At 45.3% G+C, this 16,744-nt stretch carries 9 protein-coding genes, 2 tRNA genes and 2 rRNA genes; 3 read left to right on the forward strand and 10 right to left on the reverse strand.

The genetic code is table 11. From position 1 onward, the window contains the following. Nucleotides 1-185: 185 nt before the first annotated feature. From H0S56_RS14090 to tyrS, 6 genes are all read right to left on the reverse strand, one after another. Nucleotides 186-3,079 (reverse strand): 23S ribosomal RNA (locus H0S56_RS14090). Nucleotides 3,080-3,555: 476 nt separating this feature from the next. After that, nucleotides 3,556-3,631 (reverse strand) — tRNA-Ala (locus H0S56_RS14095). A gap of 71 nt (nucleotides 3,632-3,702) precedes the next feature. Then, nucleotides 3,703-3,779: transfer RNA gene (locus H0S56_RS14100), tRNA-Ile, on the reverse strand. Between the two features lie 60 nt (nucleotides 3,780-3,839). Further along, nucleotides 3,840-5,377: ribosomal RNA gene (locus H0S56_RS14105) — 16S ribosomal RNA — on the reverse strand. Together the 16S and 23S rRNA genes with 2 tRNA genes alongside form the textbook arrangement of a ribosomal RNA operon. A gap of 734 nt (nucleotides 5,378-6,111) precedes the next feature. Then, nucleotides 6,112-6,405: a hypothetical protein gene (locus tag H0S56_RS14110; RefSeq protein ID WP_195725344.1), complete on the reverse strand. Its 294-nt coding sequence runs from the start codon at nucleotides 6,403-6,405 to the stop codon at nucleotides 6,112-6,114. A 541-nt stretch (nucleotides 6,406-6,946) separates the two neighbouring features. Continuing rightward, complete coding sequence (gene tyrS / locus H0S56_RS14115) at nucleotides 6,947-8,161, reverse strand: tyrosine--tRNA ligase (protein ID WP_195725345.1); 1,215 nt, start codon at nucleotides 8,159-8,161, stop codon at nucleotides 6,947-6,949. A gap of 80 nt (nucleotides 8,162-8,241) precedes the next feature. Between tyrS and H0S56_RS14120 the strand changes: the two genes are divergently transcribed. Then, nucleotides 8,242-9,369, forward strand: coding sequence for an anhydro-N-acetylmuramic acid kinase (locus H0S56_RS14120; RefSeq protein ID WP_195725346.1), 1,128 nt, complete (start codon nucleotides 8,242-8,244; stop codon nucleotides 9,367-9,369). Between the two features lie 103 nt (nucleotides 9,370-9,472). Here H0S56_RS14120 and H0S56_RS14125 read toward each other — a convergent pair whose 3' ends face one another. From H0S56_RS14125 to H0S56_RS14140, 4 genes are all read right to left on the reverse strand, one after another. Next, on the reverse strand, nucleotides 9,473-10,765 hold the full coding sequence (locus H0S56_RS14125; RefSeq protein WP_206687174.1) for a lytic murein transglycosylase: 1,293 nt from the start codon (nucleotides 10,763-10,765) through the stop codon (nucleotides 9,473-9,475). 714 nt (nucleotides 10,766-11,479) lie between these two features. Then, nucleotides 11,480-12,601 carry a 5-(carboxyamino)imidazole ribonucleotide synthase gene (locus H0S56_RS14130; RefSeq protein ID WP_195725347.1) on the reverse strand — a complete coding sequence of 374 codons (1,122 nt, stop codon included), beginning with the start codon at nucleotides 12,599-12,601 and terminating at the stop codon, nucleotides 11,480-11,482. A gap of 15 nt (nucleotides 12,602-12,616) precedes the next feature. Then, nucleotides 12,617-13,129: a 5-(carboxyamino)imidazole ribonucleotide mutase gene (purE, locus tag H0S56_RS14135; RefSeq protein WP_004647147.1), complete on the reverse strand. Its 513-nt coding sequence runs from the start codon at nucleotides 13,127-13,129 to the stop codon at nucleotides 12,617-12,619. A 198-nt stretch (nucleotides 13,130-13,327) separates the two neighbouring features. Beyond that, nucleotides 13,328-13,669 (reverse strand): DMT family protein, encoded by a 342-nt coding sequence (locus tag H0S56_RS14140; protein WP_004647146.1) that lies wholly within the window; start codon nucleotides 13,667-13,669, stop codon nucleotides 13,328-13,330. A gap of 242 nt (nucleotides 13,670-13,911) precedes the next feature. Here H0S56_RS14140 and mpl point away from each other — a divergent pair, with 242 nt between their 5' ends. Further along, complete coding sequence (gene mpl, locus H0S56_RS14145) at nucleotides 13,912-15,276, forward strand: UDP-N-acetylmuramate:L-alanyl-gamma-D-glutamyl-meso-diaminopimelate ligase (RefSeq protein ID WP_005264469.1); 1,365 nt, start codon at nucleotides 13,912-13,914, stop codon at nucleotides 15,274-15,276. Nucleotides 15,277-15,634: 358 nt separating this feature from the next. Further along, a complete protein-coding gene (locus tag H0S56_RS14150) occupies nucleotides 15,635-16,717 on the forward strand; it encodes a zinc-dependent alcohol dehydrogenase family protein (RefSeq protein ID WP_004281911.1) in 1,083 nt (360 codons plus the stop codon). The last annotated feature ends 27 nt before the right edge of the window (nucleotides 16,718-16,744 follow it).

The following is a 16,744-nucleotide window of genomic DNA, read 5'->3' on the forward strand; positions in this document are numbered from 1 at the left end:
TGGCTGCCTTAGCTTTCTTCAAATCTTGCACTCTGTTCAAAGCAGTGCTTTGAACATCGTTCATTAACAGATATATCTGAGTTGCAGTAGTTTGTTCGATTAGCTTAACTAAATCAAGGCTTCGTCTGATCGTTAGATCAATATGAAATCAATTGATGCTTTATATACAACTGCTTGGGTGTTGTATAGTCAAGCCTCACGAGCAATTAGTATTGGTCAGCTTCACATATCACTATGCTTCCACATCCAACCTATCAACGTCGTAGTCTTCAACGGCTCTTTAGGAGACATAAAGTCTCGGGGAAATCTTATCTTGAGGTAGGCTTCCCGCTTAGATGCTTTCAGCGGTTATCCCTTCCGAACATAGCTACCCGGCGATGCCACTGGCGTGACAACCGGTACACCAGAGGTTCGTCCACTCTGGTCCTCTCGTACTAGGAGCAGATCCTCTCAAATTTCCAACGCCCACGGTAGATAGGGACCGAACTGTCTCACGACGTTCTAAACCCAGCTCGCGTACCTCTTTAAATGGCGAACAGCCATACCCTTGGGACCTGCTTCAGCCCCAGGATGAGATGAGCCGACATCGAGGTGCCAAACACCGCCGTCGATATGAACTCTTGGGCGGTATCAGCCTGTTATCCCCAGAGTACCTTTTATCCGTTGAGCGATGGCCCTTCCATACAGAACCACCGGATCACTAAGACCTACTTTCGTACCTGCTCGACTTGTGGGTCTCGCAGTTAAGCGCGCTTTTGCCTTTATACTCTACGCGTGATTTCCGACCACGCTGAGCGCACCTTCGTACTCCTCCGTTACTCTTTAGGAGGAGACCGCCCCAGTCAAACTACCCACCAGACATGGTCCTCGTCCCGGATAACGGGACAGAGTTAGAACCTCAATATTACCAGGGTGGTATTTCAAGGACGGCTCCATCGCAACTAGCGTCGCGACTTCAAAGCCTCCCACCTATCCTACACAAGTAAGATCAAAGTTCAATGTCAAGCTGCAGTAAAGGTTCACGGGGTCTTTCCGTCTAGCCGCGGGTACACCGCATCTTCACGGCGAATTCGATTTCACTGAGTCTCTGCTGGAGACAGCGCCCCCATCATTATGCCATTCGTGCAGGTCGGAACTTACCCGACAAGGAATTTCGCTACCTTAGGACCGTTATAGTTACGGCCGCCGTTTACTGGGGCTTCGATCAAGAGCTTCGCTTACGCTAACCCCATCAATTAACCTTCCAGCACCGGGCAGGCATCACACCCTATACGTCCACTTTCGTGTTTGCAGAGTGCTATGTTTTTAATAAACAGTTGCAGGGGCCTGGTTTCTGAGGCTGTCGGCCGCTCAAGGAGCAAGTCCTATCACAGACAACAGCGTACCTTCTCCCGAAGTTACGGTACCATTTTGCCTAGTTCCTTCAGCAGAGTTCTCTCAAGCGCTTTGGTCTACTCGACCTGACCACCTGTGTCGGTTTCGGGTACGATTCCTGTGTAACTGAAGCTTAGAGACTTTTCCTGGAAGCATGGTATCAGCCACTTCACTGTACAAGTACAGCTTGCTATCAGTTCTCAGCATAGAGTACCCCGGATTTGCCTAAGATACATGCCTACAACCTTCCACCTGGACAACCAACGCCAGGCTGACTTAACCTTCTCCGTCCTCTCATCGCATTACACAGAAGTATTGGAATATTAACCAATTTCCCATCGACTACGCCTCTCGGCCTCGCCTTAGGGGTCGACTCACCCAGCCCCGATTAACGTTGGACTGGAACCCTTGGTCTTTCAGCGTGCGAGTTTTTCACTCGCATTGTCGTTACTCACGTCAGCATTCGCACTTCTGATACCTCCAGCAGACTTCTCAATCCACCTTCATCGGCTTACAGAACGCTCCCCTACCACGCATAATAAATTATGCATCCGCAGCTTCGGCATATAGTTTTAGCCCCGTTACATCTTCCGCGCAGGCCGACTCGACTAGTGAGCTATTACGCTTTCTTTAAAGGGTGGCTGCTTCTAAGCCAACCTCCTAGCTGTCTATGCCTTCCCACATCGTTTCCCACTTAACTATAATTTTGGGGCCTTAGCTGGCGGTCTGGATTGTTTTCCTCTTGACTACGGACGTTAGCACCCGCAGTCTGTCTCCCGGATAGTACTCATTGGTATTCGGAGTTTGCATCGGTTTGGTAAGTCGGGATGACCCCCTAGCCGAAACAGTGCTCTACCCCCAATGGTATTCGTCCGAGGCGCTACCTAAATAGCTTTCGGGGAGAACCAGCTATCACCAAGTTTGATTAGCCTTTCACCCCTATCCACAAGTCATCCCCTGGCTTTTCAACGACAGTGGGTTCGGTCCTCCAGTTAGTGTTACCCAACCTTCAACCTGCTCATGGATAGATCACCTGGTTTCGGGTCTATACCCAGCAACTAAACGCCCTATTAAGACTCGGTTTCCCTACGGCTCCCCTATGCGGTTAACCTTGCTACTGAATATAAGTCGCTGACCCATTATACAAAAGGTACGCAGTCACCGAACAAGTCGGCTCCCACTGCTTGTATGCATGCGGTTTCAGGATCTATTTCACTCCCCTCACAGGGGTTCTTTTCGCCTTTCCCTCACGGTACTGGTTCACTATCGGTCAGTCAGGAGTATTTAGCCTTGGAGGATGGTCCCCCCATATTCAGACAAGGTTTCACGTGCCTCGCCCTACTCGACATCATCATATAAGCCCTTTCGTGTACAGGACTATCACCGTCTACGGTCGCACTTCCCAGAGCGTTCCACTAGAACTTATATGACTTAATGGGCTCTTCCCCTTTCGCTCGCCGCTACTGAGGGAATCTCAATTGATTTCTTTTCCTAAGGGTACTGAGATGTTTCACTTCCCCTCGTTCGCCTTGCAACACTATGTATTCATGTTGCAATACCTACCTTATGGTAAGTGGGTTTCCCCATTCAGACATCTCCGGATCACAGGATATTTGCCGCCTCCCCGGAGCTTTTCGCAGGCTATCACGTCTTTCTTCGCCTCTGACTGCCAAGGCATCCACCACATGCACTTAATTACTTGACTATACAACCCCAAACAGTCGTTTATCCTTACAAGTGGGATAAGCAACAGATTGTGTCTTTCAACACTCTCATACAGTTGGCGTTTCGTAGATTCAACTACTGTACAGCTTCAATTAGATTCATATACCAAAACGCTTGATTCAGTTAATTTCGCTAGAACTCATTTCTTTAATCTTCACATCACAGTAATAAATCACTGTTAGTGTTGATCTTAAAAACGAGTTTGAACAAATTATTTCAACTCAAATATATTCTGTTAATGATTTTTCCAGCCTTCGTCAGGTCAGGAAACTGTGATAAATCACAGAGATTATCAAGTGCGCGTATCATAACGCTTGTACTTGTTAATCTCTAGGATCTAAACACCTGATCGCTTAGGAACTAAACAACTTCATCACTGTATGCTTACATACTGCGCGAAGCGTAGCTTCTTGCTTAAATTTCAAGTAAAAGCAGTGCTTTTATGATCTTGAAATTTGGTGGAGACTAGGAGAGTCGAACTCCTGACCTCCTGCGTGCAAAGCAGGCGCTCTACCAACTAAGCTAAGTCCCCAGCTTATCAATAAGTCAATGTATCGTTCTGTTCTGTTTGCTTCAGCACTTTCATGCTTCGTTAGTCAGATTTGGTGGGTCTGACAAGACTTGAACTTGTGACCCCACGCTTATCAAGCGTGTGCTCTAACCAACTGAGCTACAGACCCTCAGATACATCGTATGAAGAACAACTTGTTGTGGATTCTTACCAATCGTCAATCTTTCGTTAAGGAGGTGATCCAGCCGCAGGTTCCCCTACGGCTACCTTGTTACGACTTCACCCCAGTCATCTGCCACACCGTGGTAAGCGTCCCCCCTAAGGTTAGACTACCTACTTCTGGTGCAACAAACTCCCATGGTGTGACGGGCGGTGTGTACAAGGCCCGGGAACGTATTCACCGCGGCATTCTGATCCGCGATTACTAGCGATTCCGACTTCATGGAGTCGAGTTGCAGACTCCAATCCGGACTACGATCGGCTTTTTGAGATTAGCATCCACTCGCGTGGTAGCAACCCTTTGTACCGACCATTGTAGCACGTGTGTAGCCCTGGTCGTAAGGGCCATGATGACTTGACGTCGTCCCCGCCTTCCTCCAGTTTGTCACTGGCAGTATCCTTAAAGTTCCCGGCTTAACCCGCTGGCAAATAAGGAAAAGGGTTGCGCTCGTTGCGGGACTTAACCCAACATCTCACGACACGAGCTGACGACAGCCATGCAGCACCTGTATGTAAGTTCCCGAAGGCACCAATCCATCTCTGGAAAGTTCTTACTATGTCAAGACCAGGTAAGGTTCTTCGCGTTGCATCGAATTAAACCACATGCTCCACCGCTTGTGCGGGCCCCCGTCAATTCATTTGAGTTTTAGTCTTGCGACCGTACTCCCCAGGCGGTCTACTTATCGCGTTAGCTGCGCCACTAAAGCCTCAAAGGCCCCAACGGCTAGTAGACATCGTTTACGGCATGGACTACCAGGGTATCTAATCCTGTTTGCTCCCCATGCTTTCGCACCTCAGTGTCAGTATTAGGCCAGATGGCTGCCTTCGCCATCGGTATTCCTCCAGATCTCTACGCATTTCACCGCTACACCTGGAATTCTACCATCCTCTCCCATACTCTAGCCAACCAGTATCGAATGCAATTCCCAAGTTAAGCTCGGGGATTTCACATTTGACTTAATTGGCCACCTACGCGCGCTTTACGCCCAGTAAATCCGATTAACGCTTGCACCCTCTGTATTACCGCGGCTGCTGGCACAGAGTTAGCCGGTGCTTATTCTGCGAGTAACGTCCACTATCCAAGAGTATTAATCTCGGTAGCCTCCTCCTCGCTTAAAGTGCTTTACAACCAAAAGGCCTTCTTCACACACGCGGCATGGCTGGATCAGGGTTCCCCCCATTGTCCAATATTCCCCACTGCTGCCTCCCGTAGGAGTCTGGGCCGTGTCTCAGTCCCAGTGTGGCGGATCATCCTCTCAGACCCGCTACAGATCGTCGCCTTGGTAGGCCTTTACCCCACCAACTAGCTAATCCGACTTAGGCTCATCTATTAGCGCAAGGCCCGAAGGTCCCCTGCTTTCTCCCGTAGGACGTATGCGGTATTAGCATCCCTTTCGAGATGTTGTCCCCCACTAATAGGCAGATTCCTAAGCATTACTCACCCGTCCGCCGCTAGGTAATGTAGCAAGCTACATTTCCCCGCTCGACTTGCATGTGTTAAGCCTGCCGCCAGCGTTCAATCTGAGCCATGATCAAACTCTTCAGTTTAATACTATGTAGCACCTTAAAGGGTGCCAATCTTGGCTCATCAATTTTCTGACAAATATTTCTCAAATAAACTTCGAGTAATTTCTACCATCAATCAATGAAAATAATTTCGATCGATCAACCAGTAAAAATCCACACAAGTTGTTCTTCATAATCTCTTAATGATCTTTCTAACACCTCGTCAGTGCCAGAAGCTGGACTTCGATAAACTCAACAACTCTGCCATTCTGCTTCGTTCGTTTCCGTCTATCTCGTCGGTATGGGTGCATTCTAGAGGATTTCAGAATCATTGCAACCCCCAATTCACTATATTTTTCACGTATGTCTTTTTTTTCTACAAAAATTACTAAAAAATCGCTTTTTTATCTAATTTTTAAGCGTTTTTATGCAATAAACCCACTAAACACTTCATTTTATTTTTATAACTGAAAATTCATTTAGACCTAAAAACTATCACAATAATATTTAAAACAGTATTTTTAGCCTTTTGATATTGAAATCTTGTCTTTTATTTAAATTAGCTCGTCAAAAGAAAACCAAAATTCCCCTACCTTGCCCAACAAACCGATCTAAATCCTAGACTCCTCAATTGATGAGTTATTTTTTACGTAAAAAGCTTTTATAAAAGCCTATTCTTAGGCTGCTATATAGAAGAGGTATTCATTTTTAGTTGTCGAATCCCAAAACCATGCTTAGATCACTTATATATAGAAGATAAAATCTGTTATTTTGCATTAAGCGACTTTTTCCTGTTGTTGCTGCCCAAGCCTGTGTTGCATAACTTCTACAATCATGTCTTTCTTGCCCTGATAATCCTCGGCAACAAAGAATAATTTTGCGCGTCGCGGTAACTGCTCTTCAATCAGGGAAAATAAAAAGTAATGTGCGGCCAGATCAAGCTGCATAAATAAAGTATAGACAGATCCATAGAGTTGCTGTTTTTGTTCGACCGGCTGGTATTCAAATAAGAACCGTAATATGCAATCGATCTGTTCATCAAAAATATCTTCTGTTGGAAAGCGATACATTCAATCACCTCTGCTTTAATTTTTATGTTTTGCACTTTTCTTTTGGAGTCATTTTGGAGTCAATTGAAATGAACTCACCCTTAGAGGTCATTCACCTAAGTTCGATTTGCTGATTAATTTTAAGTTTAGTTGTTCAACAAGAAGAGTAGGCATGCAGATTTATATTTTGATTACGCAATCAGAATAAATAAAAAAGGAAGAGATCTCTCCCAAAATCTCCTCCTTAGAATTGAATCTTTACCCGATCCATTATGTCATTATTATAGTTATTCGCTTTAAAGCTTTTAAAAAGAGCCTCTTGGAAAAGAGACTTCTCAGTTGTGGAGTACTATTATTTTTACTACCCTCTAGATGCTCTAAACGAATTCTCTAGATGAATAAATCCTATACATAATAAAGATGAAAAGCAAGTGATTTGGGAAAAATTAACTCTTGTTTTCATAGGGTTTTTTTTGACTTTACTTATTTGATTTTTAAATATAGAACATCAACAAAAAAAGCAGACCGAAGCCTGCTTTTATTTCAATAACTTATCCGTTTTTTAGTCAACAAAAGTGACTTTAGCGATTGCTTTTTTACTGGCCTGAACAATCAAAGTTACGTTCTCTTTCACAGAATAGGTCGTATCTACAGTCTGCCAATCCACTTTCACTGCACCACGGCCTAATGCATCCTTAGCCTGGGCTGCATTTTTGGTTAAGCCGGCTTCACGTAAAATCGAGGTAATAAAGATTTCCCCACCAAACTCGCCACGTGAAATAGTTACTTCTGGCGTACCTTCGGGTAATTCACCTTCAGTAATGATATTGCCCGCGCCTTTATGCGCATTGGCAGCCGCCTCTGCACCATGGAAACGCTCAACCAGCTCCAGTGCAAGAATCTTTTTGACTTCTTGCGGGTTACGGCCTTCTGCCACTTCTTTTAATAGTTGCTGAATTTCTTCAATGGTTTTGAAGCTCAGCAGATCAAAATAACGCTCAATCAATGCATCCGGCATTGAGAGCACTTTCTGGTACATCGCGCCCGGTGCATCAAATACACCAATATAGTTACCTAAAGATTTAGACATCTTGTTGACGCCATCTAAACCTTCAAGGATTGGCACAGTAATACAGACTTGTGGTTCCTGATCATAACGACCTTGAAGCGTACGACCCATCAACAGGTTAAAGGTCTGGTCTGTACCACCCAGCTCTACATCTGCTTCCAGTGCGATCGAGTCATAACCCTGAACCAATGGATACAAGAATTCATGAATCGCAATTGGCTGCTGGTTGTTATAACGCTTGGTGAAGTCATCACGTTCAAGCATACGCGCAACAGTTTGCTGTGATGCCAGTTGAATCAAATCAGCCGCAGTTTTTTGTGCAAACCATTCCGAGTTAAACACCACTTTGGTTTTGTTTGGATCAAGAATTTTAAATACTTGTTCTTGATATGTTTTAGCGTTCTCTAAAACCTGTTCACGTGACAATGGTGGACGTGTTGCGCTCTTACCAGTTGGATCACCGATCATCGCCGTGTAATCACCGATCAGAAACAACACTTCATGACCCAAGTCTTGGAATACTTTTAACTTATTAATGAGAACCGTGTGGCCCAAGTGCAAATCAGGTGCAGTCGGGTCAAAACCCGCTTTAATTTTTAATGGACGATTCAATTTTAATTTCTTGAGAAGGTCTTCTTCAGAAATAATTTCGTGGGTGCCTCGTTGAATGAGGGCAAGTTGTTCTTCAGCCGGCAGGAAATTTGACATCACAAAATCCAATACATCAGTTACTCAATTTGTGCGATATACTAACACTTTTTCAGCATATTGCAGGCTTAAGAATAACCATGACAGCGATCTATATTGGGGTAATGACCGGCACAAGCATGGATGGTGTCGATATTGTTGCTGCTTCTTTTGATCCACTCCAGCTTCATGCCACACTCACTTTGGCATTTGATCCTGACCTTCGGGATGAGCTGATGGCACTGACCTTGCCGGATGACAATGAAATTGACCGCATGGGTAAGGCCGATGTTGCACTGGCACAAATGATTGGTCATGGTATTAATGCGCTGATTGAAAAAAATAACCTGGATAAATCCAGAATTAAGGCGATTGGCTCGCATGGCCAGACCATCCGGCATCGTCCTGAACATGGCTTCACCCTGCAAATTGGCGACCCGAACATCATTACTGAAATTACCCAGATTCCGGTGATTTCAGATTTCCGTCGTCGTGATCTGGCGGCAGGTGGTCAGGGAGCACCTTTAGTTCCGGCATTTCATCAGGATATTTTCCAGCATAACAGCATTCACCGGGTAATTTTAAATCTGGGCGGTATTGCCAATGTCAGCCTGCTACCTGCCGGCAAGCCTGAAGAGGTGTATGGTTTTGATACCGGACCGGCCAATATCCTGATGGATGCTTGGTGTGCCCGTTATACTGGCCAGCCTTTTGATGAAAATGGTAACTGGGCAGCCTATGGCACCCCGATTCGCAGTTTACTCGATCGCTTGCAGTCACACGAATTCTTCTCCAAAGAACCTCCGAAAAGTACTGGTCGTGAAGATTTCAACCTGGAATGGCTGGATGAACAGATTGCTGACTGGCGCAATGACCTGCAATACGATGAACTGGAAGATACCCCGGAAAATGTACAGGCGACTTTATTAAAGCTCACCACCCGTGCCATTAAAAAAGCCATTTACCGCTCCGGCATGGATACCGGACAGGTTTTTGTTTGCGGTGGTGGTGCCTACAACTCACATTTACTAGAGCAGTTGCGCTGGCGCCTGCGCAAACATGAATGGAGCGTACAGACTACCGCCGATCTGGGCCTCAGTCCGACCTGGGTAGAAGCTACTGCCTTTGCCTGGCTGGCCATGCGTTTTATGAACCAGCTGAATGGTAACTTGCCTGCAGTCACTGGTGCCGCTGGCTATCGCGTCCTCGGCACCATTACTGCTGTTTAAATTCAGCGAATTACTATTATCTTGCATGACTATAATAGCTACTCAAAAACAGTCATCACAAAAGGTCTGCATGAATGCAGACCTTTTTTCGTTTTCAATATTTTTATTGCATCATGCGTTTGGCATTTTCATTTCTAAAAGCACGCAGAATCTGCTGACCGGCACGACCTGTAGGACTTAAGCCCAAACGCTGCTGTTCCTGACGAATCGCCTGACGGGTTTTATCTCCAATCAGACCATCCACTGCACCAATATCATAGCCACGGTTTAACAGAAATTGCTGGATCTCACGACGTTCTGCACGCGAAGTTCCCGGATCATCAGTAGGCCATGTGGCCATAAATGAGCCTTTACCTTGCAAACGATCGGATAAATGCGCAATCGCTAAGGCATAACTTTCTGCCGCGTTATAGCTATAAATGGCATCGAAGTTTTTAAAGACCAGGAACACCGGGCCACTCGGGCCTGCAGGTGCAAGCAATCCGGCCTGAGAGGATTGTGATAAATTTCCTTGAACCAATGCCGAACCATCGGCACGAACTACACCTTGATTGATCCAACTACTCAAGGATTTTTTATTTCTTCGGCCTTCACCGGAAACCGACATGCCTTGCGGAATCTTGACTTCAAATCCCCAAGGTTGTCCGCTCTGCCAGCCACGCTTGCTTAAAAAGTTGGCAGTTGATGCGAGTGCATCCGGAATGCTCGAAACTAGATCACGTCGGCCATCACCATCAAAATCAACTGCAAGCTCATCATAAGTCGATGGCATAAACTGGGTATGACCAAATGCGCCTGCCCAGGAACCCTTTAATTGTTCTTCACGCACATCGCCACGCTGTAACAGTTTCATTGTGGTAAAAAACTCACCACGAAAATAACTCTGGCGACGACCTTCACAGCTCAAAGTTCCTAAAGCCTGTAATAAAGGATATTTCCCCGAAATATCACCAAAATTACTTTCGACACCCCATACCGCAACTACCGTTTCTGCAGGTACACCGTAGGTAGCAGCAACACGATTGAGCACCTCACGATGTTGCTGTAGTTTTTGCCGGCCGAGCTGAACCCGTTCTTCATCCACCAAACCAGATAGATAATCCCAAATCGGGGTAGAAAATTCAGGCTGGTAATTCAGGCGTTCAATCACTGAATAATCCGGGTTTAAGTTCTGGGTATAACGATCATAGGTACTGCCGCTTACACCTCTAGCAACAGCTTGACTGCGCAAATTAGCGAGACAGTTTTGAAAATTATTTTGGGAGGCATAATTCGGGATATTTGAACTAGAGGTCAAATCAGTCGGCGTGACACGTTGACCATTAATAATAAGTTCAGCCTGTGCCTGTGAAGCAGCCAAGACCACAGAACCAATAAAAAGTGCAAGCCGTTGCATAAGACCCTTGAATATTTAGATTTTGAATTATGCTTCTACCTTAGCAGCTCATGATGAAAATTAAAGCGCCAATGCGTAAATTTAAATTCATAATTCCTACACTTTTAAATTCATTTTGTAATCTTTAAATTTAAACACGAGTTATCCACAAGCTTGTTTTAAATTCAAATCAGCAGGATTTTTAAATTTAAATTCAAAACATTTGGAATTATTTTTGAATTTAAAAAATTACTGGGGATAACTTGTTTCAGGAAAAGCGAGTCACGATCATCAATATGCTCTAATTACACTCGTTTTTGTTTTAAATTCATTTGAATAATGGGCTAATATTTTTAAATTCAAAAACTTTGAATTCATTTATCCAGTTTTAAATTTGAATTCATATTTTTTGAATTTAAAAGCGCAAGTTTAAATTCAAAGTGCGATTTAAATTTGAATTTATTTTTATGAATTTAAATTCAAAACTGCTTTCCAGTTTTAAATTCAAACTTTGATTTCAAGCTTATCTACAAGTGAATATGGCAAAATTCAGCTGTAAAAAAGGTTTTATTGGATTGTTATATTTATACTCAATTGATCAGTTTATAAGCAATTGATTTAAAAACTGATCCGACCAATGGCAGGTATTTTTGAAGAGGCGCAATCATGCCTGAAAGCAGACAAATAAAAAAGCGATCACCGAAGTGATCGCTTTTTTTATCAGCAAGTTAAAGCCTAGATGGTCATATCTTCGCTTAATGCCAATGGATTCGGTAAAATTTTCGCCAGTTGGCGGCAAAGCACAGACAATTGCGCGCTGTCATTTGGCATCAGGGTAATGTGACCAATTTTGCGACCTTCACGCTCTGACTTGTTGTACAGATGCAAATGTGCACCTTCCAGAGCCAGAACATCTGCAGATTTCGGATGCTGACCAATGATGTTCACCAAGACAGTTGGACGGATCACTTCAGTTGAACCTAAAGGTAAACCTGCCACGGCACGCACATGGTTTTCAAACTGCGAACATACGGCGCCTTCAATCGACCAGTGTCCCGAGTTATGCACGCGTGGTGCCATCTCGTTGGCATATAAGCCTTTATCTGTCACAAACAGCTCAAGGGTTAGGACACCGACATAGTTCAAGTGATTGAGCAGACGAGTAATGTAATCTTGCGCCACCGGCTGCAAATCTGCACTGTTCGGTGCAGGCACAATCGAGTGCGACAGAATGCCGTTATGATGATGATTTTCAGTCAATGGCCAGGTTTTGACATCACCATCTTGACTGCGTACTGCAATAATTGATACTTCACGTGAGAAGGTGACAAAGCTTTCTGCAATCAGTTCACCCGCAGGGCCCAATTCTGCCCAGGCTTGATCAATCTGATCAGCCGAACGTAAAACGAATTGGCCTTTGCCATCATAACCGCCACGTGAAGTTTTCAGTACGATCGGCAAACCCAGTTCAGCTACAGCAGCCTGTAAGCTTTCCAGTGAAGTGACCGCTTTGTACGGTGCAACCGGAATAGCCAGTTCATCAAACAAGGCTTTTTCAGACAAACGATGCTGGGCAATCGCTAAAGCTTGACGTGGCGGATGCAGTTGCTTGCTTTGTGTGAGTACATCAACATCTGCAAGGGGCGTGTTTTCAAACTCCAGACTAAATACATCTGCACTGCTGATAAAGTCTTGTAGACCATTTTCAGCTTGGCTCGAAATCACCGGGCCCAAAGCCGCAGAAGGGCAGTCTGTGCTGGCTTCAAAAAATGTACATTGAATATTTAATGGAAGTGCCGCTTGCGCCATCATACGACCCAGCTGACCGCCACCAAAAATACCGATGGTTTTATCCATAATCTGTGTCTCGACTTAAGCCTGGCCTGGAATATTGTTGCTTGCCACTTTATCTGTTTGCGCTGCACGGAAATCTGCAACATTTTTTGCGATTTCTGGACGGGTCAAACCCAGAATTTGCGCGGCCATAATGGCAGCATTGGTGGCACCGGCAGGACCAATCGCCAAGGTACCGACTGCAATACCTGCTGGCATTTGCACAATAGACAGCAATGAATCAACACCGTTTAAAATCGAAGATTTCACCGGTACACCCAAAACTGGAAGATCAGTTTTCGCCGCACACATCCCCGGTAAATGCGCTGCGCCACCTGCACCGGCAATAATTACCTGAATACCACGATCACGCGCTTGCTCGGCATATTCAAACAGGCGGTCTGGGGTACGGTGTGCAGAAACAACTTCGGCTTCAAATGGGACACCAAGCTGCTTGAGCATATTGGCAGTGTGTTCGAGAGTTGCCCAATCTGATTGAGAACCCATGATAATACCTACGAGAGGAGTATCTTGTGCAGCAGCCGCATTCATTGCAAATTTTCCAGAGATTAAAGTGAGAAAAGATAAATCTCGACGAGAGAGCCAAGCTTGAATAGGAGTGCGTATTATAGACTGAAAATTCAGCTTCATAAAATTTAACGGTCAAAGCAAGGCTCGATTTTTCTTGTTTTTTTATCGAATTTTCAAAAACTGGAATAAAAATAGGGGAGTAGCCGCAGTTACAACTATTTAGGAACTGCGGAATACAAAATAGACACATCCACACAGACATAAAGCAGCCCAGAGATAATCCAGTTTAAAAGGCTGCTTAAACATGAAAATCATAAAAGGAACAAAGACCAGTAAGGTCACGACTTCCTGGGTGATTTTCATTTGGCCGACTGCGAGTCCTTGCTGCGCCAGCAATTTGGTCGCCGGAATCATCAGGCTATATTCAAACAGGGCAATGGCCCAGCTAAATAGAATCGCTTGCCAGAGCGGTGCATCATGCGGCAAAAACTTTAAATGCCCATACCAGGCCAGGGTCATAAAACAGTTGGCAATTACCAGAAGAAATAAAGCCGGCAGCATTTGCATGCACTCTGCAAAAAAGTCGAACTTATTTTACGGTTTATTTGGCGAAAAGATATTGCATCGCTTTGAAATTTTCTTTGAATTTATCCGTGAAACAGGATTTAAAAAATCCCACAACAAGGCCAGAATTTCCACTATCTTTTCAGCTAAAGCCTTGCTATCGTTGCTTGCAAATTGAATAAATCATGACAACAGCACCAATATAAAGTGATGGGTCAGACAGGAACGGAGTAAAGTAGATGCATCTGCATATTTTGGGTATTTGTGGCACCTTTATGGGCTCTTTAGCGCTACTTGCACGCGATCTGGGCCACCAGGTAACAGGTTCAGACCTGAATGTGTATCCACCCATGTCGACCCAACTTGAAAATGCGGGCATCACTTTAATGCAGGGTTATGACCGCAGTCATTTACAGCCTCATCCGGATCTGGTGATCGTCGGCAATGCCATGAAGCGTGGTATTGATGCAGTCGAATATATGCTGAATGCAGGTCTGCCTTATATTTCAGGTCCGCAGTTCCTGGCTGATCATGTTCTGCAAGGTAAACACGTGCTGGGTGTCGCCGGAACACATGGTAAAACCACGACCACCACGATGCTGGCTTGGGTACTGGATCAAGCCGGTCTGGAGCCAGGTTTTCTGATTGGCGGTGTGCCATTGGGCTTTTCGGAAAGTGCGCGTCTCGGTGGTGGGAAATATTTCTGTGTCGAAGCCGATGAATACGATTCTGCTTTCTTCGACAAGCGTTCCAAGTTCGTGCATTACCATCCAAAAACCGCAATTTTAAATAACCTGGAATTTGACCATGCCGATATCTTCGATGATCTAGCCGCAATTCAAAAGCAGTTCCATCATCTAGTTCGTACCATTCCAAGTGAAGGCCGGATTATCGCGCCGATTACTGAAAGCAATATTGATGAAGTGCTGGAGCAGGGCTGCTGGACACCTGTAGTGCGCACCAGTCTGGATGCCAATGAAAAAGCTGAGCTGTATGCAGAACAATTGTCAGCAGATGGTTCACATTTCAAAGTGCTGCAACAGGGCGTGGTCAAAGGCGAAGTACAATGGAATATGACTGGACAGCATTCGGTGGCCAATGCCTTGGCCACGATTGCTGCCGCTGAACATGTCGGCGTATCGATTGAAACTGCCTGTGAAGCACTATCGAATTTTGGTGGGGTGAAACGCCGTATGGAACTGTTAGGCACAGTCCGTGGTATCGAGGTTTATGATGATTTCGCCCATCATCCGACGGCGATTGATACGACCTTAGAAGGTGCGCGCAAACGTCTAGGGGAACGCAAACTCTGGGCAATTATTGAACCACGTTCCAATACCATGCGCATGGGCAGTCATAAAGATGGCTTGGCTCATTCAGCACGTCTGGCCGATGAAGTGATCTGGTATCAACCGGAAGGACTGGACTGGGATCTGCAACCGGTCATTGAGGCTGCGCCAAACAAGGCCAAAGTTGCACGCACACTGGATGACATCATTCAGACCGTGGTGGCAGAAGCAGGCGAGGGCGATGCCGTAGTAATTATGTCGAATGGTGGTTTTGGTGGTTTGCATCAGAAGCTGATTACTGTTTTACAAGCATAAAACAGATTTAAGTGAAGTGAAGAAGCCCGCCTAGCGGGCTTTTTTTAGCATATTAAAACGTTGATTGAGAAAAAGTGAACCGTTGTTCTGATCCTGCAATCCTATGATTTAAATATTGACCCAAAGAGCAGATTTATCTCTGAACCCTCCCTGATGATCTTTTGTTGCAATCTGTACACAAGACTCATTGCAGCGCCATATCACTCAAGGCACAATCGAGAAGAACACAGGTATCTATAGGCCTGAAAGCCAGATCATAAATCAGCCCATCGCTGTCACTATATAAAAGCAATCGAGGCGTTCATTATTCTCGCTGAGTCAGGTCATTCTCATTCCTCATTCCATTAGGAGATGTGTCATGACAACGATGAAAGCGATGGTCTATTACGGCGCAAATGATATCCGCTTTGAAGACCGCCCAGTTCCCACCATTTTGCATCCCAGCGATGCCATCATTAAACTGGAAAAAGTTACCATCTGCGGTACCGACTTGGGTATCTGGAAAGGTAAAAACCCGGAAATTGAGCAGGAGGCTACGCGTAAAGAGGGCAGCTTTAAGGGACGTATTTTAGGTCACGAAGGTATTGGCATTGTGGAAGAAGTTGGTTCCGCCGTGCAAAACTTTAAAAAGGGCGACCGGGTGATTATTTCCTGTGTCAGCCGCTGCGGAACCTGTGAAAACTGCCAGAAACAGCTCTATGCCCATTGTCGCAATGAAGGCGGCTGGATCATGGGTTATATGATTGATGGCACCCATGCCGAATATGTACGCACGCCCTTTGCCGATACCTCACTCTATCATTTACCCGATGGCCTGAATCAAGATGTGGCCGTATTCCTCTCAGATATCCTGCCAACTTCACATGAAATTGGGGTGCAATATGGCGATGTCAAACCAGGCGACAATGTCGCGATTGTCGGGGCAGGGCCAATCGGCATGAGTTGTCTGCTCACCGCACAGTTTTATTCACCCGCCAATATTATTATGGTGGATATGGATGATAATCGGCTGGAATTTGCCAAGACTGTCGGCGCGACGCATATCATCAACTCTGCCAAAGAAGATGCCATTCAAAAGATTCTAGAGATTACCGATGGACGCGGGGTCGACTGTGCCATTGAAGCAGTGGGGGTGGAGCCTACCTGGAATATTTGCCAGCATGTCGTGAAGGAGGGCGGGCATATTGCCAACGTCGGCGTACATGGTAAACCGGTGAGTTTTGAACTGAACAAACTCTGGATTAAAAACCTGACCATCACCACCGGCCTGGTGAATGCCAATACCACAGGGATGTTGCTGAAAACCTGCTGTTCCGGCAAATTGCCCCTAGAAAAACTGGCGACCCATCATTTTAAATTTTCCGATTTTGAAAAAGCCTATGATGTCTTTAAACATGCCTCTGATGAAAAGGCCTTAAAAGTCATGATTGACATGACCTAATCCACATCAGACAAAAAAGTCCGCCAT

The sequence above is a fragment of the Acinetobacter lwoffii genome (assembly GCF_015602705.1).
GTDB lineage: Bacteria > Pseudomonadota > Gammaproteobacteria > Pseudomonadales > Moraxellaceae > Acinetobacter > Acinetobacter lwoffii_E.

What these genes read in the sequence shown, in the direction of transcription:
- H0S56_RS14140 (WP_004647146.1), bottom strand. Translation starts at nt 13,669, where the DNA reads ATGCTGCCGGCTTTATTTCTTCTGGTAATTGCCAACTGTTTTATGACC.
- H0S56_RS14150 (WP_004281911.1), top strand. Translation starts at nt 15,635, where the DNA reads ATGACAACGATGAAAGCGATGGTCTATTACGGCGCAAATGATATCCGC.
- tyrS (WP_195725345.1), bottom strand. Translation starts at nt 8,161, where the DNA reads ATGTCAAATTTCCTGCCGGCTGAAGAACAACTTGCCCTCATTCAACGA.
- H0S56_RS14130 (WP_195725347.1), bottom strand. Translation starts at nt 12,601, where the DNA reads ATGGATAAAACCATCGGTATTTTTGGTGGCGGTCAGCTGGGTCGTATG.
- H0S56_RS14125 (WP_206687174.1), bottom strand. Translation starts at nt 10,765, where the DNA reads ATGCAACGGCTTGCACTTTTTATTGGTTCTGTGGTCTTGGCTGCTTCA.
- H0S56_RS14110 (WP_195725344.1), bottom strand. Translation starts at nt 6,405, where the DNA reads ATGTATCGCTTTCCAACAGAAGATATTTTTGATGAACAGATCGATTGC.
- H0S56_RS14120 (WP_195725346.1), top strand. Translation starts at nt 8,242, where the DNA reads ATGACAGCGATCTATATTGGGGTAATGACCGGCACAAGCATGGATGGT.
- mpl (WP_005264469.1), top strand. Translation starts at nt 13,912, where the DNA reads ATGCATCTGCATATTTTGGGTATTTGTGGCACCTTTATGGGCTCTTTA.
- purE (WP_004647147.1), bottom strand. Translation starts at nt 13,129, where the DNA reads ATGAATGCGGCTGCTGCACAAGATACTCCTCTCGTAGGTATTATCATG.